20 protein-coding genes are annotated in these 23,291 nt (G+C 42.9%); 15 read left to right on the top strand and 5 right to left on the bottom strand.

The window, feature by feature from the left end; genetic code table 11:
- Nucleotides 1–159 precede the first annotated feature (159 nt).
- The 5 genes from MHN79_RS17075 (at nucleotide 160) to MHN79_RS17055 (ending at nucleotide 4,847) form a co-directional block, all read left to right on the top strand.
- A complete protein-coding gene (locus MHN79_RS17075) occupies nucleotides 160–1,074 on the top strand; it encodes a TIGR01777 family oxidoreductase (protein WP_239173871.1) in 915 nt (304 codons plus the stop codon).
- 41 nt (nucleotides 1,075–1,115) lie between these two features.
- Entirely contained in the window at nucleotides 1,116–1,943 is an 828-nt protein-coding gene (locus tag MHN79_RS17070; protein WP_239173870.1) for an SDR family oxidoreductase, read from the top strand.
- 310 nt (nucleotides 1,944–2,253) lie between these two features.
- A complete protein-coding gene (locus tag MHN79_RS17065; protein ID WP_239173869.1) occupies nucleotides 2,254–3,108 on the top strand; it encodes a co-chaperone YbbN in 855 nt (284 codons plus the stop codon).
- A gap of 351 nt (nucleotides 3,109–3,459) precedes the next feature.
- Nucleotides 3,460–4,380: an SPFH domain-containing protein gene (locus MHN79_RS17060; RefSeq protein ID WP_239173868.1), complete on the top strand. Its 921-nt coding sequence runs from the start codon at nucleotides 3,460–3,462 to the stop codon at nucleotides 4,378–4,380.
- Between the two features lie 8 nt (nucleotides 4,381–4,388).
- On the top strand, nucleotides 4,389–4,847 hold the full coding sequence (locus tag MHN79_RS17055; protein ID WP_152429801.1) for an NfeD family protein: 459 nt from the start codon (nucleotides 4,389–4,391) through the stop codon (nucleotides 4,845–4,847).
- A 503-nt stretch (nucleotides 4,848–5,350) separates the two neighbouring features.
- On the opposite strand, the gene MHN79_RS17050 is transcribed toward MHN79_RS17055, so the two are convergent.
- The 3 genes from MHN79_RS17050 to zipA all read right to left on the bottom strand — a co-directional run bounded on the left by MHN79_RS17050 (nucleotide 5,351) and on the right by zipA (nucleotide 10,381).
- Entirely contained in the window at nucleotides 5,351–6,721 is a 1,371-nt protein-coding gene (locus MHN79_RS17050) for an OprD family outer membrane porin (protein WP_239173867.1), read from the bottom strand.
- Nucleotides 6,722–7,315: 594 nt separating this feature from the next.
- Nucleotides 7,316–9,325, bottom strand: coding sequence for an NAD-dependent DNA ligase LigA (ligA, locus tag MHN79_RS17045; RefSeq protein WP_239173866.1), 2,010 nt, complete (start codon nucleotides 9,323–9,325; stop codon nucleotides 7,316–7,318).
- Nucleotides 9,326–9,487: 162 nt separating this feature from the next.
- Nucleotides 9,488–10,381 (bottom strand): cell division protein ZipA, encoded by an 894-nt coding sequence (zipA, locus tag MHN79_RS17040; RefSeq protein WP_239173865.1) that lies wholly within the window; start codon nucleotides 10,379–10,381, stop codon nucleotides 9,488–9,490.
- A gap of 211 nt (nucleotides 10,382–10,592) precedes the next feature.
- Between zipA and cysZ the strand changes: the two genes are divergently transcribed.
- The 5 genes from cysZ (at nucleotide 10,593) to crr (ending at nucleotide 15,617) form a co-directional block, all read left to right on the top strand.
- Entirely contained in the window at nucleotides 10,593–11,330 is a 738-nt protein-coding gene (gene cysZ, locus MHN79_RS17035) for a sulfate transporter CysZ (protein ID WP_239173864.1), read from the top strand.
- A gap of 282 nt (nucleotides 11,331–11,612) precedes the next feature.
- The gene (cysK, locus tag MHN79_RS17030) at nucleotides 11,613–12,581 is read left to right on the top strand and encodes a cysteine synthase A (RefSeq protein WP_239173863.1); all 969 of its coding nucleotides are present in this window, start codon (nucleotides 11,613–11,615) and stop codon (nucleotides 12,579–12,581) included.
- Nucleotides 12,582–12,881: 300 nt separating this feature from the next.
- Nucleotides 12,882–13,139 carry an HPr family phosphocarrier protein gene (locus MHN79_RS17025; protein ID WP_114786565.1) on the top strand — a complete coding sequence of 86 codons (258 nt, stop codon included), beginning with the start codon at nucleotides 12,882–12,884 and terminating at the stop codon, nucleotides 13,137–13,139.
- Between the two features lie 136 nt (nucleotides 13,140–13,275).
- Complete coding sequence (gene ptsI, locus MHN79_RS17020; protein WP_239173862.1) at nucleotides 13,276–14,997, top strand: phosphoenolpyruvate-protein phosphotransferase PtsI; 1,722 nt, start codon at nucleotides 13,276–13,278, stop codon at nucleotides 14,995–14,997.
- A gap of 110 nt (nucleotides 14,998–15,107) precedes the next feature.
- Complete coding sequence (gene crr / locus MHN79_RS17015) at nucleotides 15,108–15,617, top strand: PTS glucose transporter subunit IIA (protein WP_125320444.1); 510 nt, start codon at nucleotides 15,108–15,110, stop codon at nucleotides 15,615–15,617.
- Nucleotides 15,618–15,678: 61 nt separating this feature from the next.
- Here the strand turns inward: crr and MHN79_RS17010 are convergent, their stop codons facing one another.
- Nucleotides 15,679–16,833 carry a 2-octaprenyl-3-methyl-6-methoxy-1,4-benzoquinol hydroxylase gene (locus MHN79_RS17010; protein ID WP_239173861.1) on the bottom strand — a complete coding sequence of 385 codons (1,155 nt, stop codon included), beginning with the start codon at nucleotides 16,831–16,833 and terminating at the stop codon, nucleotides 15,679–15,681.
- 273 nt (nucleotides 16,834–17,106) lie between these two features.
- Here MHN79_RS17010 and miaB point away from each other — a divergent pair, with 273 nt between their 5' ends.
- The 5 genes from miaB to lnt all read left to right on the top strand — a co-directional run bounded on the left by miaB (nucleotide 17,107) and on the right by lnt (nucleotide 22,733).
- Nucleotides 17,107–18,531: a tRNA (N6-isopentenyl adenosine(37)-C2)-methylthiotransferase MiaB gene (gene miaB / locus MHN79_RS17005; RefSeq protein WP_160926158.1), complete on the top strand. Its 1,425-nt coding sequence runs from the start codon at nucleotides 17,107–17,109 to the stop codon at nucleotides 18,529–18,531.
- A gap of 105 nt (nucleotides 18,532–18,636) precedes the next feature.
- On the top strand, nucleotides 18,637–19,734 hold the full coding sequence (locus MHN79_RS17000; RefSeq protein ID WP_114786560.1) for a PhoH family protein: 1,098 nt from the start codon (nucleotides 18,637–18,639) through the stop codon (nucleotides 19,732–19,734).
- Nucleotides 19,731–20,195, top strand: a complete 465-nt coding sequence (gene ybeY, locus MHN79_RS16995) for an rRNA maturation RNase YbeY (RefSeq protein WP_239173860.1) — start codon at nucleotides 19,731–19,733, stop codon at nucleotides 20,193–20,195. Before MHN79_RS17000 ends, ybeY begins: the two co-directional genes overlap by 4 nt.
- A 103-nt stretch (nucleotides 20,196–20,298) precedes the next feature.
- A complete protein-coding gene (gene corC, locus MHN79_RS16990; protein ID WP_152429790.1) occupies nucleotides 20,299–21,198 on the top strand; it encodes a CNNM family magnesium/cobalt transport protein CorC in 900 nt (299 codons plus the stop codon).
- A 26-nt stretch (nucleotides 21,199–21,224) separates the two neighbouring features.
- The gene (lnt, locus tag MHN79_RS16985) at nucleotides 21,225–22,733 is read left to right on the top strand and encodes an apolipoprotein N-acyltransferase (protein WP_239173859.1); all 1,509 of its coding nucleotides are present in this window, start codon (nucleotides 21,225–21,227) and stop codon (nucleotides 22,731–22,733) included.
- Between the two features lie 51 nt (nucleotides 22,734–22,784).
- Here lnt and MHN79_RS16980 read toward each other — a convergent pair whose 3' ends face one another.
- Complete coding sequence (locus MHN79_RS16980; RefSeq protein WP_160926152.1) at nucleotides 22,785–23,255, bottom strand: zinc ribbon-containing protein; 471 nt, start codon at nucleotides 23,253–23,255, stop codon at nucleotides 22,785–22,787.
- Nucleotides 23,256–23,291: the final 36 nt, after the last annotated feature.

Below are 23,291 nucleotides of genomic sequence, written 5' to 3'. Positions count from 1 at the left end.
AATAGACAACCAAAAATAGAAAATATGCATTTTTGCTGTCTATTGCTTTCATTTTCCGTATATGATGATCCCAAATATAGCTAACTCGCTATAATTACTAGAATTGCTGTTTTAATCTATTCATTAAAACAGTATCTAGGAGGCGGATAGGAGATCTGGATGAAAGTACTGCTAACGGGTGGCACAGGCTTTATTGGTAGAGAGTTGTTAAAACATTTTACCACCTACGAGGTTGTGCTTCTTACACGTTCACCTAGTGACGCAAAAATCAAAGTTAGCCATGCTGATATGGGCAATATCACCTACATCTCCAAGCTCGATTGTTTAAATGATCTCAACGACTTTGACGCCATCGTCAATCTAGCTGGCGAGCCTATTGCCGATAAACGTTGGAGTGAAAAACAGAAAAGCACAATATGCAACAGTCGTTGGCACATCACCGAAAAAATTGTTGACCTTATCCATGCGAGTACATCACCGCCTAGTGTTTTTATTAGCGGTTCCGCTGTAGGCTACTATGGAGATCAACAAGAACACCCATTCGACGAGGGCTTACACGTTCATAACCAAAGTTTTCCTCATCTTGTGTGTACTAAATGGGAAGAAATTGCTAACCGCGCTCGGTCTGAATCTACACGCGTTTGTATTTTACGTACCGGTGTTGTTCTTGGGCTTGGTGGCGGAGCATTAGGCAAAATGATTTTACCCTACAAACTTGGCTTGGGTGGTCCTATTGGCAAAGGTAACCAGTTTATTCCGTGGATACACCTCCTTGATATGGTCCGTGGCATCATCTATTTAATAGAAACAGAGCACGCTCATGGCGAGTTTAATCTTTGCGCACCTCACCCAGTTACTAACAAACAATTCAGCCAAACTTTGGCAAAATCACTCAAAAGACCGCATCTATTGTTCACACCGAAATGGGTATTAAACATAGTCATGGGAGAGAGTGCTGTACTCTTATTCGACAGTCTAAGAGCCAAGCCTAAAAAGCTTACCGAACTGGGCTTTCGCTTTAGCTATTCTCGTATTGAACCAGCCATGAAGAACTTGTTACAACACCAAGATTAATATTGTATGCTGTTGGTTTCAAAAAATAATACAAATACTTAATGGCTAAATCTATTCTCATTACCGGATGTTCGACCGGCATTGGGTACACCTGCGCTCATGCGCTACAAAAAGCAGGTTACCAAGTCATCGCATCATGCCGAAATTCCGATGACGTTAAACATCTACAAAGTGAGGGACTCACTTGCATTCAGTTAGATCTAAATAGCAGCGACAGCATTGAAAGTGCTGTGAAAAAAACGTTGGAACTAACTGGGGGAACACTTGATGCTCTGTTTAATAATGGGGCTTACGGGCAAGCTGGTGCCTTGGAAGACCTTCCCACTCAAGCTTTAAGAGAGCAGTTTGAAACCAACTTCTTTGGCTGGCATCACCTAGTTAAACAAGTACTGCCAATTATGCGCATACAGGGCTATGGCCGCATCGTTCAAAACAGCTCAGTACTTGGCTTTGCAGCTATGTCCTATCGTGGGGCTTACAATGCATCTAAATTTGCCATAGAAGGCTGGACCGATACTCTGCGCTTAGAGCTCGCGAATACCGACATTAAAATCAGTTTAATAGAACCAGGCCCCATTGAAACTCAGTTTAGAAAAAATGCCCACAAAGCCTTGATGAAATGGATCGATTTTGACCAAAGCGTTCATCATGAAGAATATGAAAAGCGCTTGAAAGCACTGGGGAACCAGACATCAACGAATGCATTTGTACTGCCACCAGAATCCTGCGTTGCGCCATTACTTCATGCATTAGAGGCCAAAAAACCCAGAATTCGCTATCGTATTACAACACCAACTAAGATATTCGCAGTATTAAAGCGCTTACTATCAAGTCGTATGTTAGATTGGGTGTTAAGGCGCACTTCTTAAAAACCGGATGTCATCATACCGTAATAATAAAACGATATTGTGGCAGATGAAGCGACAAACTTCACTACCTTCAAGAGCGTTACATTCGGATAAAAACATGACATTAAACCAATTAAACTGGCTAAGTGTGGGTGTTGCGCTAACTTTGTTTATCGTCTTATAAACACCTCCGCTTGTATTCGACAACAGCAATACCGCCAGTATAGTGGCGATATTGCTGTGTTCACTTGCCCGAGAAAACTCTCGGCTTGATATTTACCTTATACGCCCATATGTCTGGAGTATACTAATCGTCTCAAGGAATCTTCTAATGCAGTCTCCCTTTATTGTCGAACTCAATGAGCAAAACTTTCGTCAGGTACTTGAAGGCTCAATGCAAACCCCTGTCCTTATCCATTTTTGGGCACCAATGAGTCAGGAAAGTACGCAGGTTATCCCACAATTACAGGAACTCGCTCAGCAATACAATGGAGCCTTTACTTTAGCGCTTTTAAACTGCGAACAAGAACAGATGATCGCCAGTCAGTTTGGAGTGCAAGCACTGCCTACCGTCGCTTTATTTGTAAATGGTCAGCCCGTCGATGGTCTAGGTGGGCCACAAGAGTTACAAGCTATTCAGAGTATGTTGGCCAATCATTTGCCCAGCCAAGATGAACTCGATATAAAACAAGCATTGGAGTTGATTCAAACAAATCAACATGGGCAAGCTCTCGCATTACTTCAAGCGTTACCAGATGATTTAAAACAAAAAGGCGATGTAAAGTTAGCAATAGCAGAATGTCTGTTAGAAACACAAGACTTTGAGCAAGCGAAAGTCTTGCTAGTTAACATTCCTTTAGAATATCAAGATAACTACTACAAAGGGTTAGTGGCTAAGCTTGAACTGCATGAGCAATCGGCAAACAGTCCTGAAATTCAATCACTTGAGAAGCAGTTTCAAACTGAATCAAGTAACGTAAAGCTCGCCGCCGAGCTGGCGTTAAGCTACCACCAAGTCAATCGTGACCAAGAAGCGCTAGAGATTTTATGGCAGTTCCTAAGTCGTGACTTAAATGCTCATGATGGAGAGATCAAAAAGCATTTTATGGATATTCTCGCCGCATTGGGCCAAACCAACCCGTTAGCGTCCCAGTATAGACGCAAGCTGTATTCACTACTGTACTAAATGTTACATGAGAAAAAGCTGCTAGGTCTCAGCTTTTTCTTTACTAAATGCCTCTTTCGTCACTTTTTCAGTGTAGAAACATCATTTGTTCACAACTGTTCGATAAATAAGAAAAACACTGAAATAATTTGATAAGTTATTATTATTTATAACTTTAATATCGTGAAGGTCATTTCGTCAATACGTCACTGCCACCATATCTATTCCACATCTTTACTCTTTTATTTGGCTATCCTAGTTTTGCCTCAGTACTGACAGAGTATGAAATATGTAATTATGTTGCATTTATATCATTGTATTCAACACCGATCTAAGCAACAATCAGCATAAAGAATAAAATGGGGGTTATCCATGACAATTGATTCTCTTGTTACCATCGGCGTTCTACTCGTAGTTGTGATTGCATTCATAGTTGCTGGTGTAAAAACTGTCCCTCAAGGAAACCATTGGACCGTTGAGCGATTTGGCCGCTATACACATACTCTCAAACCAGGCTTAAATATCATTATTCCTTTTATTGATGGCATCGGACAGAAGGTAAATATGATGGAGCGTGTTCTCGACATTCCCGCTCAAGAAGTTATTTCAAAGGACAATGCTAACGTAACGATCGATGCTGTTTGCTTTGTACAAGTGGTTGATGCCGCTCAAGCAGCATACGAAGTAAATGATCTAGAGCATGCCATTCGTAACCTAACTCTCACCAATATCAGGACAGTCCTTGGCTCAATGGAATTAGACGAGATGCTAAGCCAGAGAGATATGATCAACAGCAAGTTACTTGCCATTGTTGATGAGGCAACTAACCCTTGGGGAGTAAAAGTCACTCGTATTGAAATCAAAGATGTGCAACCACCAGCCGATCTGACTGCTGCCATGAATGCTCAAATGAAAGCTGAAAGAAATAAACGTGCTGAGATATTAGAGGCCGAAGGTGTACGTCAAGCAGAAATTCTCAGAGCTGAAGGTCAAAAACAATCAGAAATACTCAAAGCCGAAGGTGAAAAGCAAGCGGCAATATTGCAAGCAGAAGCACGTGAGCGTGCAGCTGAAGCAGAAGCACGCGCTACCACCATGGTATCAGAAGCTATAGCGAAAGGTGATATGCAGGCAGTCAATTACTTTATCGCTCAAGGCTATACAGATGCGCTGCGCAGTATTGGTCAGGCCGAAAATGGCAAAATCATTATGTTGCCACTTGAAGCATCTGGGCTTATGGGCTCAGTTGCCGGTATTGCAGAAATGTTCAAACAACCTGAACAAAATAAATAGAGGTTCACTTGCTCGAATTACTTGATTCTATTAATCATTGGCATTGGCTAGCCTTTGGGCTAGCTTTGCTAGCCATGGAGCTTTTTGGTACGGCTGGATATTTCCTATGGCTGGGGATATCAGCCCTACTCATAGGTGGACTCTTATCATTATTGCCAATGAGTTGGCAATTTCAGTGGATAGCCTTTGCCGTATTCTCATTAGCCACATCCTGGCTCTGGTGGAGAAAACAATTTAACCAAGATGTGTGTGATGATGAACACAGAGAGCTGAATCAAAAGCAAAAGCAAATGATAGGGCAAACGGTGGTTCTTGAAGAGGATATCGCTCCAGGACGACACAGAATCAAAATTGGTGACAGCACCTGGTCTGCACAAACTGATCATCCTATAGCGGCAGGCACTTTAGTCGAAGTCACCCAAGTAAATGGGATTATTTTGACGATTGAAGAGAAAAAGCTCAGCTAAATCGGCTAAACCATTACTTGTCACAATAATTTCATTTTAGAACCAAAAAGCAACCACAGAGGATGCATTGCAATGCATCCTCTGTGGTTGTGTCCCAGCTAAAATTGATAATTTTCTATCTAAAATCACTCTTTACCTTGATATTCACCCTTTCACTTTCATACTTATCACTACATAACCCATGCAATACTCATTATGTAAGCTCTATACTTACAGGGTTATCAAAACCAGCCGTTATGTTAAAACCTAATTCACCCGACACTCGACTATGGAGCGAGGAAAAGAATGAAAGCGAAGCTAACACTGTTATTGCCTGTTTTAACTATCATCTCCTTTAACCTGCACGCGAGTGGAAACCAAGGAGGCAGAACACTCTCTCCTGAGGTAAAATGTGAGCTTAAAAAAGGTCAAATCCAATCCTTACCCCCCTTGTATTGCAAAATGTTCAACGGCAAACCACTCCAGTAAGATCGTATTAGAGGAGCTTGCTGGCTCCTCATTAATTACATAAAGCTATAAGGAATAAGTACTTGGAAACGCAAGTCAGTTTCATCGGCATCATTCGCTCCTGAATACTCATCACGCTCAAGTACTGTGCCATGTAATCGAATCGTCGCACCTTTTAGCGATCCACTCTGAAGCGAATAAGAAATCGTTGCGTTTACTGCATATTCGCTTTCATAATCCCAATCACCCGATGCACCACTGGCAGATGAATCAGATCCTGTGCCATAGCCAAGACCTAAGTAATAGCTCCAACCATTACCTTGATCGTAAGACAAGCGGTTATACCAAGCGATCTCTCCAGCTTTGTTCCAATCTGATAGTGCATCCCAATACTGAGACCAGGTTCCATTGGTCATTCCATAAGTATGGATAGTGCGTGGCACAAAATCGGCTCGATTATCTGTGTCTGTATAGCGCAGCTCAGACATCCAGGAAAATTGTCCAAAGGATTGCTGTAAAGAGAGTCCTGCGTGATAACCTAGGCCATCATATTTGACATCATCATTTACACCATAAAAATCAGCGGCAAGGATTGTGTTCTCGCTATGTTGGTACTTTAGATAGGCTTTGTAGGATGTGTTGTCATTCTCTTCTGAAGGATTACTGGAATAAGTAACCCCAGTTGCTTGGCCTATACCTAACTGAAAATATAAAGCTTCCGTTATTTGCCTATTCACGCCAAGTGAATGAATATAACTCCAAGACGTATCAGACCAAGAAGGAGGAGCATAATCATCCTCACTAAGTAGCCATGGTGCGGTAAATTGATCTGCGCCAAAATAGCTGAGGTTAAACTCACCCACTTTGCCATTGAGCTCAAAACCTCGATAAGTCCCTGGCACAAAACTCCACACGTTACCAATAGTCCCATTACCTCCAGATTGCAACATACCAAATCGAGCATTAAAATCTTCATCAGATTTAAATTTCAGTGCCGCTTTATAGATCTTGAGTTGCTCACCTTCGCCCGCTCCCCAATCAAGGTTGGAACACGTCGATATTTCATTACACAGGTAACCATCATCCCCTTTCAAACTCTCATTATAAAGGTCACCGGAGTAATACCCGGCCAAGTCAGCACCAAGCCATCCCTCATGATAGCCAGAAGAAAAGTCCAATATCGCATTGTAGGCTGAATAATTTAATCGGCTCCAACGATCACCATTTGATCCTCCAGGCTTACCCGTTGTGCGTGTCCTCGAACGTGTATCGACAACAAATAGTGCATTAAGCGCTGAGTCTTGCATAAATTCATCAACGGCCTCAACATACTGATCACCAGCAGAGCTTTCTGTTGATGCCAAGGCAGGGCTGGCACTAGCAAGTATTGCTAATGCAATGGATGATAATTTGAACAATCTGTCCATGGAAAACTCCTAAAAATGGATATAGCTGTTTTGTGCCCTCACCTTAAGTTGGCCGCCGAAGGGAGGGCTATTTCATTATGTTTTAAAAGCAAAAAATAACTCATTTTTGACTTATCACTGATATATAAAGTCAGTGTATCCACGATCAAGACTAACTTCGCAACGAAAAATATCAATTAGAACTTGGCCTTTAAATAAAGAAATATGACCAGCTCCAAATTTTCATCCACAGAGTGACTTTACTCAAATATTTTATATAAAAATATCAAGTTTAATTTTTAACTTTTAATAAACAAATACTTATAACTAAAATTTAATTTAATGATTGGGATTAAGATCTCATAAGAACCATTATTATTCCGACTTTATTAGTAATTAGATTTAGATCACTGCATTATTTTCTTTTTAATAAAAAATAAAAGCATCAATAATTTTCATCAAAAAAAAACCATCTCCTGAGAGATGGCTGTAAATAGACGTTAGGTATTATTTGAGATATCCATCCCAAATAATTAATATATTAGTATATAGATAAGACGTAGAACTCACGTATACAATGTCGACAAAGCACCGAGAAGGATACACAAACTCTATTTATATTAAATCAACAAGATCTTGCTCTGTTTTTATCTCAACGCCCAATTCCTGTGCTTTCGCGAGCTTTGAGCCAGCGTTTTCTCCAGCAAAAAGAATGTCCGTTTTCTTACTCACACTTCCTGTCACTTTAGCACCCAGATTTTGTAAGGCCGCCTTGGCATCATTTCGTGATAGCTGAGACAAGGATCCTGTTAACACAACCGTCTTGCCCATAAGGGGCTGAGGGATATCATGTTTAGGCTCTTCGACATCAGGCCAAGTCACGCCTTGAGCGCACAAGTCATCTATTACCTGTTGATTCTTCGCTTGAGCAAAGAAAGCAATGATATGATTGGCAACAATGCCTCCAATGTCAGGCACCTCAATCAATTGCTCATAGGTTGCCGCTTTTATGTTATCGAGAGTTTTAAAGTGCTGGGCGAGGTTTGCTGCTGTTGCTTCCCCCACCTCGCGAATTCCAAGAGAGTATAGGAAACGAGCCAGCGTGGTTGATTTCGCTTTATTCAAAGCATCAACCACATTTTGTGCCGACTTGGGCCCCATTCTCTCTAAAACGGTGATCACACCAGCAGACAATTTAAATAGATCCGCAGGCGTCTCCACCATTTCTCGGTCGACAAGCTGCTCTATCACTTTTTCTCCCAAGCCATCCACATCCAGAGCCTTACGTGACACAAAATGCTTTAGCGCTTCTTTTCTTTGTGCTTGACAGAACAAGCCACCGGAACATCTTGCCACGGCTTCACCTTCAAGGCGCTCAATTTGAGAGTGGCAAACGGGGCATTGATTAGGGAAGACGATTTCTTCTGCATCAGCAGGGCGGCGATCTTGGATATAGGATACAATTTGTGGGATCACATCCCCCGCACGTCTCACAATAACACTATCTCCAATTTTGACGTTTAGACGGGCAATTTCATCGGCGTTGTGTAAAGTTGCGTTACTAACGGTAACACCACCAACAAACACAGGCTCTAGCTTAGCCACTGGGGTAATAGCGCCAGTTCGACCTACCTGAAATTCAACATCATTAAGAACCGTCACTTCTTCTTGAGCAGGGAACTTATAAGCAATAGCCCAGCGAGGTGCTCTGGCAACAAAGCCTAACTGTTCTTGCAGAGCAATATCATCAACCTTGATAACAACACCATCTATTTCGTAGGCCAATTCACCTCTGCGCGTCAAAATATCTTGATAATAAGCTTTAACTTCTGACAGAGTTGATACGTGACGGGTCTCTGGGCACATGGGCAGCCCCCAGCCTTTTAGTTGTAAAAAACGTTGATAGTGGCTTTGTGATAATACATCACCTTCTACTACACCCACACTGTATGCATAGAAGCTCAAAGGCCGTGTTGCTGTTATGCGGGAATCAAGCTGGCGCAAGCTGCCAGCAGCAGCATTGCGAGGATTAACAAATACTTTTTCCCCTTTTTTAAGGGCGTTTTGATTAAGTCGCTCAAAGCCAAGCTTTGGCATAAACACTTCGCCTCGAACCTCGATGCGTGGAGGCCAGCCATCACCATTTAGTTTAAGTGGGATAGATTGTATGGTGCGGACATTCTCTGTAATATTTTCTCCGGTTGTGCCATCACCACGAGTCGCTGCTTGGACCAAAACACCATTTTCGTACAAGAGACTCACGGCTAACCCGTCCAGTTTAGGTTCGCAACAGAACTGTGCCAACTCCGAGACAGAAAGACGATCTAGCATACGCTTATAAAAAGCATCAAGCTCATCATCGTCAAACGCATTGTCCAGAGACAACATGGCTATCTCATGTCTTACAGATTCAAAACCATCAAGTGGCTGCCCTCCAACTCGTTGGCTGGGGGAATCAAGACTCATCAAATGAGGGTGCTTAGCCTCAAGTTCTAATAACTCACGCATCAGGCGATCATATTCTGAGTCTGGGATTTCAGGATTGTCTTCAACGTAGTATTTCACACCATGGTAGTGTAAGGTTTCGCGCAATTGATTGAGCTGTTCTTGAATATCTAGAGGCATAATTCACTCTGTTTAAAAATTGATAGCTAGGCCATTCATGCCTGACGGATTAAAAATGGACTGAGTTTAGGCTGTTTTTAGGATAAAATTATTTAAAGACTCACCAAAACACGAAAAAGAAAGGCTCCAACATTCGGAGCCTTTGATGAAATATTCTATTCTTCAGGCAGTTTGTAAAGTCTTAAATTCCTGAATCTGAGCTCGATACGCATCCAAACGATTTGGTGTCATTAAATTACGACCATCATCGAGTACATTCGCTCCAAGATCATCGGCAATTTGCTGCGCAGTTTTAAGCATTAACTTAAAGTTTTGCTCTGGGTCGCCATAACAAGGTAAGGTCATAAAAAATGAAATCCCCTTAGTATTAAACTCAGCCGGATCCGAGTGGGCAAGCGTACCCGGTTGCATCATGTTAGCAACACTAAACAACACTTTTCCTGTACCAGAAAGGTCAGAGTGACGATGGAAGATGTCCATCTCACCATAAAGTAGACCGTTTTGCTGCATGCTATCAAATAACTTAGTGCCAACCAGTGGCTCAGACCCAGCGCAGTGAACATTGAGTACTATCACTTCCATATCCTGCTGTGGGGCTGGTTCCTTTACCTCTGAACTTGCAACACTCTCAGCGTCATCAACGCCAGCATTATTCTGAGAATTAGCATGAAAAGACTCACTACCCTGCAGCGAAGTGCCAGACATCAAAGGATCATCAACCACAGACTCATTATCTTGAGAAGCAGAAACAAGAGGCTGCTCAGTATTTGACTCAGGATAACCATCAATCAATGGATCGGCGATGATATTATCCGACACAAAAGCCGGTTCTTTTCGTACCTTGCGAATAATTTCAAAATCATCTTCCGGTGCAACGGCTCGTTCTGGTTCTATGTTTGGCTCAATCGCTTTGTTTTTATCTACATCTAACTTACGAAGTGGCTTGCTGCCAAACTTAGCTTTAACTTCTTTTTTGCTTGTCCATAAGCCGTGAAACAACAGCGCGGCAATCGCTATCGCTCCGACGATTATGAGTACAAATCGCAATTCCTGCATGTTCCACTCTCAAATTAATCGATACGTTGAGTCCGTAAACAAACTTATCGAACCATGTTAAACCTTCTCTTACTGCAACTTTACCAAAACTCTCACCTGTTTTAGAACAGCTTAATGTGAGAAGTTCATACAATGTTGTGATTTTGACCACGCTTTTTTCTTTGTTAAGATAAAAAGCGTTCAATTTTACCTCATTACTTAGTCAAGGCTTATGAATCCAATAACACGACATCGTTCCGGCTTCGGTTACTTTTTCTATGGCTTAGAGCTCGCCGTTACTCCGGGGATCCGCCAATTTGTCATTCTTCCCTTACTGGCAAATGTTCTGCTGGTAGGGGGAGCACTGTTCTACCTTTTCTCACATTTAGATACTTGGATAGAACACTTTATAGGCCAACTACCAAGCTTTCTTTCTTGGCTAACCTATATACTGTGGCCACTATTAGTCTTGACCATTCTCGCCACTTTTTCTTATTTTTTTAGCACATTAGCTAATTTTGTTGCCGCTCCTTTTAACGGGTTATTGGCAGAAAAAGTAGAAGAACACCTGACAGGAAAGAGAATCAATGACGACAATATACTTGCCGTAATCAAGGATACGCCAAGAATTTTGGCTAGGGAGTGGCGCAAGCTTATCTATGTATTGCCCAAAGCGATTGGTCTTTTCGTTTTATTGCTCATTCCTGGTTTAGGACAGACAATTGGTCCCATTGTTTGGTTTGCCTTTTCCGCTTGGATGCTCGCGATTCAGTATTGCGATTACCCATTTGATAACCATAAAATCGGCTTTAACGATATGCGTAATGATTTGAAACAAAAGCAGGCCAAAGCATATAGCTTTGGAGGACTCGTTTCTATCTTCACCACCATCCCAATTTTAAACCTCATTGTTATGCCTGTTGCCGTATGCGGTGCAACGGCTATCTGGGTCTCAGAGTTCAAACGATAAATTGATGAGTTATCTGCGTTTAATCTGCTGACAGATCTACGCAAGGTCATCTAAAACCGTTAGTTGACCTTGCCTATCATACTTAGTTCTGGAGGCCATCAACTCAATTTTAATAACATGCTCTTGTTCTCATTCTAATAACTTATAACTTTTTAATCCTTCTCTAGGTTTTATCACTGGCCTACTCTTCTACCCATGCAGGGTTTATCAAGGCCCATACCTGTCGTCAAAGGTCTCCACTCCAGACAGACCATAGGCGCTCAACAACCCAAGGATCATGATATGAGCAAAATCTACGAAGATAACTCTCTTACCATAGGGAACACACCTTTGGTCCGACTCAACAAAGTGAGTCAAGGTAAGGTTCTAGCAAAAATAGAAGCTCGAAACCCAAGCTTTAGCGTTAAATGCCGCATCGGCGCCAACATGATTTGGGAAGCAGAAAAAGAAGGTACGCTAAAGCCCGGTATAGAACTTGTCGAACCCACCAGTGGCAACACTGGCATCGCATTGGCATTCGTTGCAGCGGCTCGAGGGTACAAGCTAACACTGACCATGCCAGAATCCATGAGTCTTGAACGTCGTAAGCTGCTCAAGGCTTTAGGTGCGAACCTTGAGCTAACCGAGGCAGCTAAAGGCATGAAAGGCGCCATCGCAAAAGCGGAAGAAATTGTTGCTGCTAACCCAGAAAAGTATTTGCTACTCCAACAATTCAGTAACCCTGCTAACCCCGAAATACATGAAAAGACGACAGGACCAGAAATCTGGGAAGCAACTGATGGCGAAATCGATGTCTTTATTGCCGGTGTCGGCACGGGCGGCACAATTACAGGAACCAGTCGATATATCAAAGGTGAGAAAGGTAAGAAGATAGTCTCAGTAGCAGTAGAGCCAGCAGAATCTCCAGTCATCGCTCAAGCACTTGCTGGTGAAGAAATTCAGCCAGCCCCACACAAAATTCAAGGTATCGGCGCTGGGTTTATTCCAGGCAACCTGGATTTAGAGCTTATTGACCGTGTCGAGCCAGTTACATCCGACGAAGCGATCGATATGGCTAGGCGTTTAATGGAAGAAGAAGGTATTTTGGCTGGTATCTCTTCAGGTGCCGCAGTCGTAGCAGCTAACAGAATAGCAGAGCTGCCTGAATTCAAAGGAAAAACCATCGTAACCGTGCTACCAAGCTCAGGTGAACGCTACTTAAGCACTGCGCTGTTCGCTGGTCTCTTCACGGAGAAAGAGAATCATCAATAATATGTGATGAAATCAATTTTTCTTCGAAAAAAGCCCCTTTGAGGGGCTTTTTTGTTGATCCCTGACTCACCTTTGGTAATATCGGGGCAGTTTTATTTTAAGCTTCAAAATAAAAAAGAAGCCAGAATTAGCATCGGTTATGAAATCCGGCCTAGATCGGAATCATATCTGAAAAATTTGCAATTAGGTTAGTGTATGCCACTAAATGAGTATCGTGTATTTGTCACAACATTCGTTTAGAGGTTAAGCTGGACCTGATTAAGAATCTATCAAAATATAAATCAATTTGGGGTATATAACATGTACGAGAAGCAAGTAGAAATCACTGCAGAGAACGGCCTTCACACTCGCCCAGCTGCACAATTCGTTAAAGAAGCAAAAGGCTTTGATGCGGATATTACAGTGACTTCTAACGGTAAAAGTGCAAGTGCCAAGAGCCTATTTAAACTACAAACACTAGGTCTAGTTAAAGGAACTCAAGTAACTATCTCAGCAGAAGGCCCTCAAGCTCAAGAAGCGGTTGATCACCTTGTTGCTCTGATGGACCAACTGCACTAATCCGGTCTCGCATTTCTAAAGCCATTTTGTGAAAACGAAATGGCTTTGTTGGAAATAAACCCAAACATAAGCTAAAAATTATCGTTAGCACACCCATTTTCTCCCGTTTTTAAGTTGACCAATTTAAGGTAAGGCTATGATTTCAGGCATCCTAGCATCTCCCGGTATTGCTATTGGTAAAGCATTACTCCTCCAAGAAGATGAAATTGTCCTAAACACCAACTCTATCACTGATGCGCAAATCGACACTGAGGTCGCACGTTTCTTTGAAGCACGTGACAAATCAACGGCTCAGCTTGAGACTGTTAAGCAGAAGGCGCTGGAAACATTCGGTGAAGAAAAAGAAGCGATCTTTGAAGGTCATATAATGCTTCTTGAAGATGAAGAGCTAGAAGAGGAAATCCTTACTCTCATCAAAAAAGATAAAATGCACGCCGATAACGCTATTCATACTGTAATCGAAGAACAAGCCACTGCACTTGAATCGCTCGATGATGAGTATCTAAAAGAGCGTGCAACCGACATTCGCGATATTGGCTCCCGTTTTGTAAAAAATGCACTAGGTATTAACATCGTATCTTTAAGCGATATAGACCAAGAAGTTATTTTGGTTGCTTACGATCTTACTCCTTCAGAAACGGCACAAATAAACCTAGATTATGTTCTGGGCTTCGCTTGTGATATTGGCGGGCGAACTTCACACACGTCTATCATGGCACGTTCTCTTGAGTTACCGGCAATCGTTGGTACTAACGATATCACTAAGAAAGTTCAAAACGGCGATACTCTGATCCTTGATGCGATGAATAATAAAATCATTATCAACCCATCAGATAAAGAACTTGAAGAAGCAAAAGCAGTAAAAGACGCTTTCATCGCTGAAAAAGAAGAACTTGCAAAGCTTAAAGATCTACACGCAGAAACCTTAGATGGTCACCGCGTTGAGGTTTGCGGCAACATAGGCACAGTGAAAGACTGTGACGGTGTTTTGCGCAACGGCGGAGAAGGGGTAGGCCTTTACCGTACTGAGTTCTTATTTATGGACCGTGATGCCCTTCCAACCGAAGAAGAGCAATACCAAGCGTACAAAGAAGTTGCTGAAGCCATGAATGGCGAAGCGGTCATTATTCGCACCATGGACATAGGCGGTGATAAAGACCTCCCTTATATGGATCTGCCACAGGAAATGAACCCATTCCTTGGCTGGCGAGCAGTGCGTATCAGCTTAGATCGTCGTGAAATTCTGCGTGACCAATTACGTGGTATTTTGCGTGCTTCCGCACACGGTAAACTGCGCATAATGTTCCCTATGATCATCTCCGTTGAGGAAATACGTGAGCTTAAAGAGGCAATCGAAGAATACAAGACTGAGCTTCGCACTGAAGGGCATGCTTTTGATGAAAACATTGAAATCGGCGTAATGGTTGAAACACCAGCTGCCGCCGCTATTGCTCATCACTTAGCAAAAGAAGTGGCTTTCTTCTCTATCGGCACCAACGACTTAACCCAATACACACTGGCAGTCGATCGTGGTAACGAAATGATTTCTCACTTGTACAATCCATTATCCCCTGCAGTGTTAAACGTGATCAAACAAGTTATTGATGCGTCACATGCAGAAGGAAAATGGACCGGCATGTGTGGTGAACTGGCTGGTGATGAACGCGCCACCTTATTACTTCTAGGTATGGGACTGGATGAATTTTCTATGAGTGGTATCTCTATCCCTAAAGTGAAGAAAGTAATACGCAACTCAAACTTTAGTGAAGTAAAAGAGATGGCTGAAAAAGCGCTTTCTCTACCAACTGCAGCCGAAATTGAAGCCGCTGTAGAAAAATTTATTGCAGATAAGTCGTAATAATTAACTGATACCAATACGATAGTCGACTAAAAATAGTCGTCTATCTTCCTAGATTGGTATACTATAATTCGACAGAATTGAACAAAAAACCTTAGGAGCATGACACAATGGGTCTGTTTGACAAACTTAAGAAGCTAGTATCTGACGACAGCGCTGACGCAGATGCAATTGAAATCATTGCACCTCTATCTGGTGAAATTGTAAACATTGAAGATGTGCCAGATGTTGTTTTCGCTGAAAAAATCGTCGGAGATGGTATTGCTATCAAACCTGCTGGCACGAAAATGGTAGCTCCTGTTAACGGTACTATAGGTAAAATTTTCGAAACTAATCACGCTTTCTCGATTGAGTCAGACGAAGGTGTTGAGCTTTTCGTTCACTTCGGTATCGATACCGTTGAACTAAAAGGTGAAGGATTTAAACGTATCGCTGAAGAAGGCCAAACCGTAAAAGCTGGCGATACTATCATTGAGTTTGATTTGGCTCTTCTTGAAGAAAAAGCCAAATCAACATTAACGCCTGTAGTTATCTCTAACATGGATGAGATTAAAGAACTTAACAAACTGTCTGGTACGGTTTCAGTAGGTGAAACACCGGTTCTACGTGTTACTAAATAACTAAGCGTATTCCATTATCGAAACGCAGCAAACTTGCTGCGTTTTTTATGGTTAACTGGGTTTAATTTAGCCCTAAGGCATAGCGCAGAACTTGTTTTTTTATCGGTCCTGCGTTGTCGGCCATTTTCAATGCCGCATTTCTCGCTAGTTTCACTAACCCTAAGTCATTACTAAATGTCTTGTAGAAAATATCCATACCTGACTGCATAACTAGGTTATCTGGGCGTCGTTTTCGCTCATAACGCTTTAGAGCCTGATGAGAGTATAAGCCCTGCCCACAAGTGACCTCTAGCAAAGCTTCAACATCTTTAAAACCGATATTAACACCCTGCCCAGCTAACGGGTTTATCGTATGTGCGGAATCGCCAACTAACACGCACCCAGATGCTGAATATGTCTGAGCGTGGCTCCTAGTTAGCGGAAACGAACCAAATTGTAATACTTTAATATCGCCTAACTCTGCTGGGAAATAAGCTAATACCTCTTGCCGTAACTGCTCATTGGTCATGGAACACAACTGCTTAATACGCTTGGGAGAGTCATACCATACCAAAGAGCCTTGGTTGCCACACAAAGGCAGGAAAGAGCGAGGGCCTGACGGGGTAAACTGCTGCCAAGTAATATCTTGTTGCGGTTTTTGGGTTTCAACATTGATAAGCATACAATGTTGACGATAGTCCCATGCTGTAACACCAATGCCAACTAACGAACGTACACGTGAATTGGCCCCATCGGCACCAACTACTAGGTCTGCACTCAAGCTTTCTCCAGATTCTAAAGTGAGGGTACAAGGCTGACTAAAGTCGATCTCAGCAAGCTTATCAGGGCAATGGACTGTGATATTGGGATAATGCGAAAACTGCTCCCAAAGAGAGAGTTGAATAACTCGATTTTCAACAATATAACCAAGCTGGTCGATTCCAAGTAAATCGGAATGAAATCGAGTGCGGCATTGAGGATTTTCCCAAGTTTCTAAACGGCGATAAGGGCAGATTCGTTTATCTGAAATGCCTTGCCACGCTCCAAGTTTATCGAGAATAGAGACTGAGTGCTGAGAGATAGCCGAAACCCTAATATCCATTGGCTGGTCTGACGTAAAGGGGGGGGGAGCATACCCTTCGATGACCACTACATTTCTGCCTTGCTTGGCAAAACCAACAGCGACAGCAGCACCTACCATTCCACCACCAACAACGGCAACATCAAACTTGGTCATAATTTACACTTCTATTGTTCGAGTTTTTCATTGTACTTTTTCACCATCCAAATGTAACCAAAAACCTTAACTCGGATATGGTCAAACCCCTTATAAAACATGGCCATTAAACGATTTTATTCGTGCCTCTAGTCAGTAGGTTTCTAAACCAGTACAATACGCGGCTTAACGCCATAGCATAGGCTAAAATATAGCCAATTAAATACAATGGCGATACTGTTCAACACTGGGCGATTTGCTCCCTTAATTTAAACTAACGATCGAGCGAACAACATGAGTAAAAAACTGCTAATTAAAACCTGGGGCTGCCAGATGAATGAGTACGATTCATCAAAGATGGCCGATCTACTGAATGCAACCAATGGTTATGAGTTGACAGAAGAACCAGAAGAAGCAGATGTATTACTCCTCAATACCTGCTCTATTCGTGAAAAAGCACAAGAAAAAGTTTTCCACCAATTGGGTCGTTGGAAAACGCTCAAAGATAAAAAGCAAGGTGTTGTGATTGGTGTTGGCGGATGTGTCGCCACTCAGGAAGGTGATCATATTCGTGAGCGCGCCCCCTTTGTGGATGTAATTTTCGGCCCTCAAACTTTGCATCGCCTGCCTGAAATGATCAAACAGTCTCAAAATGATGATGCTCCTGTTATGGATATCTCATTCCCTGAAATTGAAAAGTTTGATCGCTTGCCAGAGCCTCGTGCAGAAGGAGCAACCGCATTCGTTTCCATTATGGAAGGGTGCTCTAAGTACTGTACATACTGTGTTGTTCCTTACACTCGGGGAGAAGAAGTCAGTCGTCCACTCGATGATGTGCTATTTGAAATTGCACAACTAGCCGACCAAGGTGTAAGAGAAGTTAACCTACTCGGCCAAAATGTGAACGCCTACCGTGGTTTAACACACGAAGGTGATGTGTGCTCTTTCGCAGAACTCCTCCGTCTTGTCGCATCGATTGATGGTATTGACCGTATTCGCTTTACAACAAGCCACCCTCTTGAGTTCACAGACGATATTATCGCTGTTTACGAAGATACACCTGAACTGGTTAGCTTCTTACATCTTCCAGTGCAAAGCGGCAGTGATCGCATCTTGACTATGATGAAGCGTCCACACACAGGCATTGAATACAAATCCATCATACGTAAATTACGCAAAGCTCGACCTGATATTCAGATAAGTTCTGACTTCATCGTTGGTTTCCCTGGCGAGTCTGATATGGATCACCAAGCAACAATGAAGCTGATTAAAGATGTCGACTTTGACATGAGTTTTAGTTTTATATTCTCTCCTCGTCCGGGGACACCTGCTGCTGATTATCCATGTGATCTATCAGAACAAACGAAAAAAGATCGTCTGTATGAGTTGCAGCAAACAATCAATGCCCAAGCAATGCGGTACTCTCGCTTAATGCTTGGCACAGAACAGCGAGTTCTCGTTGAAGGACCGTCTAAAAAGAATCTAATGGAGCTTCGCGCACGTACAGAGAATAACCGTGTAGTGAATTTTGAGGGTAATGCGGAGCTTATCGGCCAGTTTGTTGACGTCAAGATCACCGATGTGTTCGCTAACTCACTGCGTGGCGAAATTATTCGTACAGAGAAAGACATGGACCTAAGAACCGTCATTTCTCCCACTCAAATGATGGCGAGAACAAAGCGCGAAGATGAACTCGGAGTAGCAACCTTTACTCCGTAACCTTGAAAATAGTCATCTAAGTGACCATCTTAGATAGAGGAATATAGCGCCATGAGAGTCCGGTCGAAATCGGACTCTGCTAATGGCAAACATTGAGAGGCAACTTTGAGCAATAAAATAGTAACTCTAGAAATCAATCTGGAACCTTCTGATAATCGCCGTCTTGCTAGCCTTTGCGGCCCCTTCGATGACAATATCAAACACTTAGAGCGCCGTTTAGGTATAGAAATCAGCTATCGAGGCAACTTTTTTACCATAGTGGGTAAGCCCCATACCTCAGCTGCAGCTCTGAACATCATAAAAACGCTCTACGTAGGCACAGCGCCGGTAAAAGGCAATATCCCAGACATAGAACCTGAACAAATCCACCTCGCCATCAAAGAAACTGGGGTTCTTGAACAAGACACTCAATCCGATATCGAATATGGCAAGGAAGTCTTCATAAAAACCAAAAAAGGTGTCATAAAACCACGTACTCCAAATCAAGCACAATACCTAGTCAATATGGTAACTCATGACATCTCCTTTGGTATTGGACCAGCGGGAACTGGGAAAACTTACCTAGCGGTTGCAGCTGCCGTGGATGCCTTGGAACGCCAAGAAATTCGGCGTATTTTGCTAACCCGCCCAGCGGTCGAAGCGGGAGAAAAGCTTGGTTTTTTACCTGGGGATTTAAGTCAAAAAGTGGACCCATACTTGCGCCCTCTTTATGACGCTCTATTTGAAATGCTTGGTTTTGAGAAGGTCGAAAAGCTCATCGAGCGTAACGTGATTGAAGTAGCTCCTCTGGCTTATATGCGAGGTCGCACACTCAATGATGCCTTCATCATTCTTGATGAAAGCCAAAACACCACAGTGGAACAGATGAAAATGTTCCTCACCCGTATTGGCTTTAATTCGCGAGCTGTCATCACAGGTGATGTAACACAAATCGACCTACCTCGCGGAGCAAAATCAGGCCTTCGTCATGCCATTGAGGTTCTCAATGAAGTCGACGAAATCAGCTTTAACTTCTTTCTATCAGATGACGTTGTTCGCCACCCAGTCGTTGCTCGTATTGTTAACGCCTATGAGAAGTGGGAAGCGCAAGACCAAAAAGAGCGTAAAGAGTACGAGAAAAGACGTAGAGAAGAGCGCGAGGCTAAATTTCAGGAAGCTGGATCATCTCAGCAAACACCATCATCAGAGATAAAGCCATCATGAGCATAGAACTTGATCTTCAAATTGCAGTCAAAGAAGAAACAGGTTTACCCAGCTTTGAAGATATTCTCCTGTGGTTAACAACCGCTGTCGATAAATTCCAATCGCAGGCGGAAGTCACAGTGAGAATTGTGGATGACAGTGAAAGCCATCAACTCAACCTCGAGTATCGTGGAAAAGACAAACCAACCAATGTTTTGTCTTTTCCCTTTGAAGCTCCAATGGGCATAGAAATGGATCTTCTTGGCGATCTTGTCATCTGTAAACAGGTGGTAGAACAAGAAGCCAAGGAGCAGTCCAAGCCATTAATGGCTCACTGGGCTCATATGGTTGTACATGGCAGCCTGCATCTGCTAGGTTATGATCATATCGAGGATGAAGAAGCTGAAGAAATGGAATCCCTCGAGACAGAGATAATGCAATCTATGGGCTTTGATGACCCATATCTTGCAGAAAAAGAGTAGCAGCTAGATTGGTGTAACAAACATTCCGTTGGTTACATTTTAATATCAAGCTCTACTAATGTGTGCTATCACACATCTGATAGCGTGACTTAAATGAGAAAAAATGAACGAAGACAATTCGCCCTCTTCTCCAGAAGGTAAGAAAGAGAAATCTGAAGGTCCGAGTAGAAAGTCCTTCTTTGGACGCCTTGGCCAACTATTTCAAGGAGATCCGAAAGACCGCCAAGAGCTGGTAGAAGTCTTTCGAGACTCAGAAGAAAATGATCTGATAGACCATGATACTAGAGACATGCTCGAAGGTGTTATGGAAATTGCCGAGATGCGCGTGCGCGACATCATGATCCCTCGCTCACAAATGGTAACCGTTGATCGCAGTGATGACCTTGACGCACTCGTTCACTTAATTACCGATGCTCAGCACTCCCGCTACCCTGTCATTAGTGAAGATAAAGATCATGTTGAAGGCATACTCCTAGCGAAGGACTTACTTAAGTATTTAGGCTCAGACTGTGCTCCTTTTGATATCGAACAAGTCATTCGCCCTGCGGTAGTGGTTCCGGAAAGTAAACGTGTTGACCGGCTGCTTAAAGAGTTCCGCGAGGAACGATACCACATGTCAATCGTGGTAGATGAGTTCGGTGGTGTTTCTGGCCTTGTAACCATTGAAGATATTCTGGAAGAAATTGTCGGCGATATTGAAGATGAATTTGACGATGAAGAAGAGTTGGATATTCGCAAGCTGAGTAAACATACCTATGCTGTCAAAGCATTAACTACTATTGAAGAATTCAATGAGACCTTCAATACCTCATTTAGTGATGAGGAAGTCGATACGGTCGGTGGCTTAGTGATGACAGCGTTCGGTCATTTGCCTTCACGTGGTGAGGTGGTCGAAATTGAGAAATACAGCTTCAAAGTAACCTCAGCAGACAACCGACGCGTTTTACAGCTTCAGGTGACCATACCCGATGAAGAACCTCTTCCTGAGCCAGCAGAAGAGTAACCCAAACTCGATTAGATAGTATAACGATGTTAAAAAGACTTTTTCATCGCCTCAAACGGCCGCTCGCGGCCGTTTTTGTTGGCGCTCTTACGACACTTGCTTTTGCTCCTTACCAACTATGGCCAATTGCGATTATCAGCCCTGCACTTTTACTGATTTTAATCCACAACCAATCCAGCCGCGCTGCACTTTGGACTGGATATGCATGGGGAATCGGCCAGTTTGCCACTGGAATAAGCTGGGTACATATTAGTATTGATAAGTTTGGCGGTATGCCCAAGATTGCCAGCCTTTTTCTTATGTCTCTGCTAATAGGCTATCTTGCAGTCTATTCCGGTCTCTTCGCTTGGGCATTAAACCGCTATTTTGGCCGTCATAATCGAGTTCGTTTTCTTCTCGCCGCTCCAGCCATATGGTTATGCTGTGATTGGCTAAGAGGCTGGGTTATGACTGGCTTTCCGTGGCTATGGCTAGGGTATAGCCAAATCGATAGCCCGTTGGGTAATTTCGCCCCCATCGGCGGCGTAGAACTTATTACTCTGTTGCTCATCATCTCTGCTGGTTCAATAGCCTATGCAATAGTCAGTAAGAAATGGATGAACATACTCATTCCAGCCACTATATTGTTTACTGGTTTCGGCCTAAATTCCACTCACTGGGTAACACCTAACCCAGAGAGTTCCACTAAACTGGCTCTCATCCAAGGTAATGTAGACCAAGCGAAAAAGTGGCTGCCCAAGCAGCGCTGGCCAACCATAATGAAGTACACTGACCTTACCAGAGAGAATTGGGATGCCGATGTTGTTATCTGGCCTGAAGCCGCGATTCCCGCTTTTGAGTTGGAGATACCATCCTATTTAAGTAATCTTGATTCAGCTGGTAAGTTAAATGGTAGCGCCATAGTGACTGGTGTCCTTAACCAAGATGAAAATGGCAAATACTTCAATAGTATCCTGACATTAGGTCAAACCAATTATGGTGACTATAGCCTCAATATGGATCAGAGGTATCATAAACATCACCTATTGCCATTTGGTGAATTTGTCCCCTTTGAAAGTATCTTAAGGCCATTAGCTCCGCTATTTAACTTACCAATGTCATCATTTAGCCGCGGCGATTTTATCCAAACCAACATAGTAGCAAATGGCCGCCATATGGCTCCTGCTCTTTGTTACGAAATCATATTTAATGAACAAGTCCGTCGAAACGTAACCGAGGACACGGATTTCATTCTGACGCTATCTAATGATGCATGGTTTGGAAGATCGATTGGACCACTACAGCATATGGAGATTGCGCGTATGCGGGCACTCGAGCTAGGTAAGCCAGTGATTCGCTCCACAAATAACGGCGTGACCGCAGTGACTGACTATCGAGGAAAAGTGATCGCTCAGATCCCTCAGTTTGAAACTCATGTCCTGCGAACCGAAGTCACCTCCACAGAGGGGCAGACTCCTTTCCATAAATTTGGCACATGGCCACTCTATATTTGGGTATTACTCAGTCTAGTTGTAAGCTGGCGACTCAAAGACTAGAACAAACACAAGGGCTAAGTAATCACTTGGCCCTTGGCAGTGATAATAGAACTATGGCTTTAATGCCTGGCGGCTAAAGCCTTTACACCCGCATTTAATACAGGGAATAACAACCGTCGGGTGATTATACTGAGTTTTATGACCACACTCATCGCAAACTAGCACACCTAAACCTATCACTTCTCCTACTTGGTATAAGCCTTGATGTTCCAAATCATCGAACAACTCAACCCATTCAACTTTCGTTCTATCGGTAATATCCAGTAACCCTTGCCATATTGAATCTGCAATCATCAAATAAAATGGCCCAGCTTTTGATTCTTCAAAGCTTTCTGCAAATTCCTTTAAATCTGATTTCACATAGGCAGACACCAGAGCGAGCTCATCTTTGGTCATGTCGTTAGCTGCTTCAACAAGCTTTTCTGAGGTTTCTAATACCCGATTAATCTCATCAGGACTATGCTTGAGCACCTCGACCACATCCTCAAACATTTCCTCATAACCCGATTTGCTTTTAGACATAGAGGCCTCCTTCTAACAATTGAACAGAGTAAGCTA

The organism is Vibrio sp. Of14-4 (assembly GCF_022347625.1).
Classification (GTDB): Bacteria; Pseudomonadota; Gammaproteobacteria; order Enterobacterales; family Vibrionaceae; genus Vibrio; species Vibrio pristinus.
Note: the sequence above shows the minus strand (reverse complement) of the source record. Positions and strands in the feature narration are given on the sequence as shown.

Excerpts from the sequence above, each read along its gene's own strand:
- MHN79_RS17075 (WP_239173871.1), top strand. The coding sequence starts at position 160 with ATGAAAGTACTGCTAACGGGTGGCACAGGCTTTATTGGTAGAGAGTTG.
- MHN79_RS17070 (WP_239173870.1), top strand. The coding sequence starts at position 1,116 with ATGGCTAAATCTATTCTCATTACCGGATGTTCGACCGGCATTGGGTAC.
- MHN79_RS17065 (WP_239173869.1), top strand. The coding sequence starts at position 2,254 with ATGCAGTCTCCCTTTATTGTCGAACTCAATGAGCAAAACTTTCGTCAG.
- MHN79_RS17060 (WP_239173868.1), top strand. The coding sequence starts at position 3,460 with ATGACAATTGATTCTCTTGTTACCATCGGCGTTCTACTCGTAGTTGTG.
- MHN79_RS17050 (WP_239173867.1), bottom strand. The coding sequence starts at position 6,721 with ATGGACAGATTGTTCAAATTATCATCCATTGCATTAGCAATACTTGCT.
- ligA (WP_239173866.1), bottom strand. The coding sequence starts at position 9,325 with ATGCCTCTAGATATTCAAGAACAGCTCAATCAATTGCGCGAAACCTTA.
- zipA (WP_239173865.1), bottom strand. The coding sequence starts at position 10,381 with ATGCAGGAATTGCGATTTGTACTCATAATCGTCGGAGCGATAGCGATT.
- cysZ (WP_239173864.1), top strand. The coding sequence starts at position 10,593 with ATGAATCCAATAACACGACATCGTTCCGGCTTCGGTTACTTTTTCTAT.
- cysK (WP_239173863.1), top strand. The coding sequence starts at position 11,613 with ATGAGCAAAATCTACGAAGATAACTCTCTTACCATAGGGAACACACCT.
- MHN79_RS17025 (WP_114786565.1), top strand. The coding sequence starts at position 12,882 with ATGTACGAGAAGCAAGTAGAAATCACTGCAGAGAACGGCCTTCACACT.
- ptsI (WP_239173862.1), top strand. The coding sequence starts at position 13,276 with ATGATTTCAGGCATCCTAGCATCTCCCGGTATTGCTATTGGTAAAGCA.
- crr (WP_125320444.1), top strand. The coding sequence starts at position 15,108 with ATGGGTCTGTTTGACAAACTTAAGAAGCTAGTATCTGACGACAGCGCT.
- MHN79_RS17010 (WP_239173861.1), bottom strand. The coding sequence starts at position 16,833 with ATGACCAAGTTTGATGTTGCCGTTGTTGGTGGTGGAATGGTAGGTGCT.
- miaB (WP_160926158.1), top strand. The coding sequence starts at position 17,107 with ATGAGTAAAAAACTGCTAATTAAAACCTGGGGCTGCCAGATGAATGAG.
- ybeY (WP_239173860.1), top strand. The coding sequence starts at position 19,731 with ATGAGCATAGAACTTGATCTTCAAATTGCAGTCAAAGAAGAAACAGGT.
- corC (WP_152429790.1), top strand. The coding sequence starts at position 20,299 with ATGAACGAAGACAATTCGCCCTCTTCTCCAGAAGGTAAGAAAGAGAAA.
- lnt (WP_239173859.1), top strand. The coding sequence starts at position 21,225 with ATGTTAAAAAGACTTTTTCATCGCCTCAAACGGCCGCTCGCGGCCGTT.
- MHN79_RS16980 (WP_160926152.1), bottom strand. The coding sequence starts at position 23,255 with ATGTCTAAAAGCAAATCGGGTTATGAGGAAATGTTTGAGGATGTGGTC.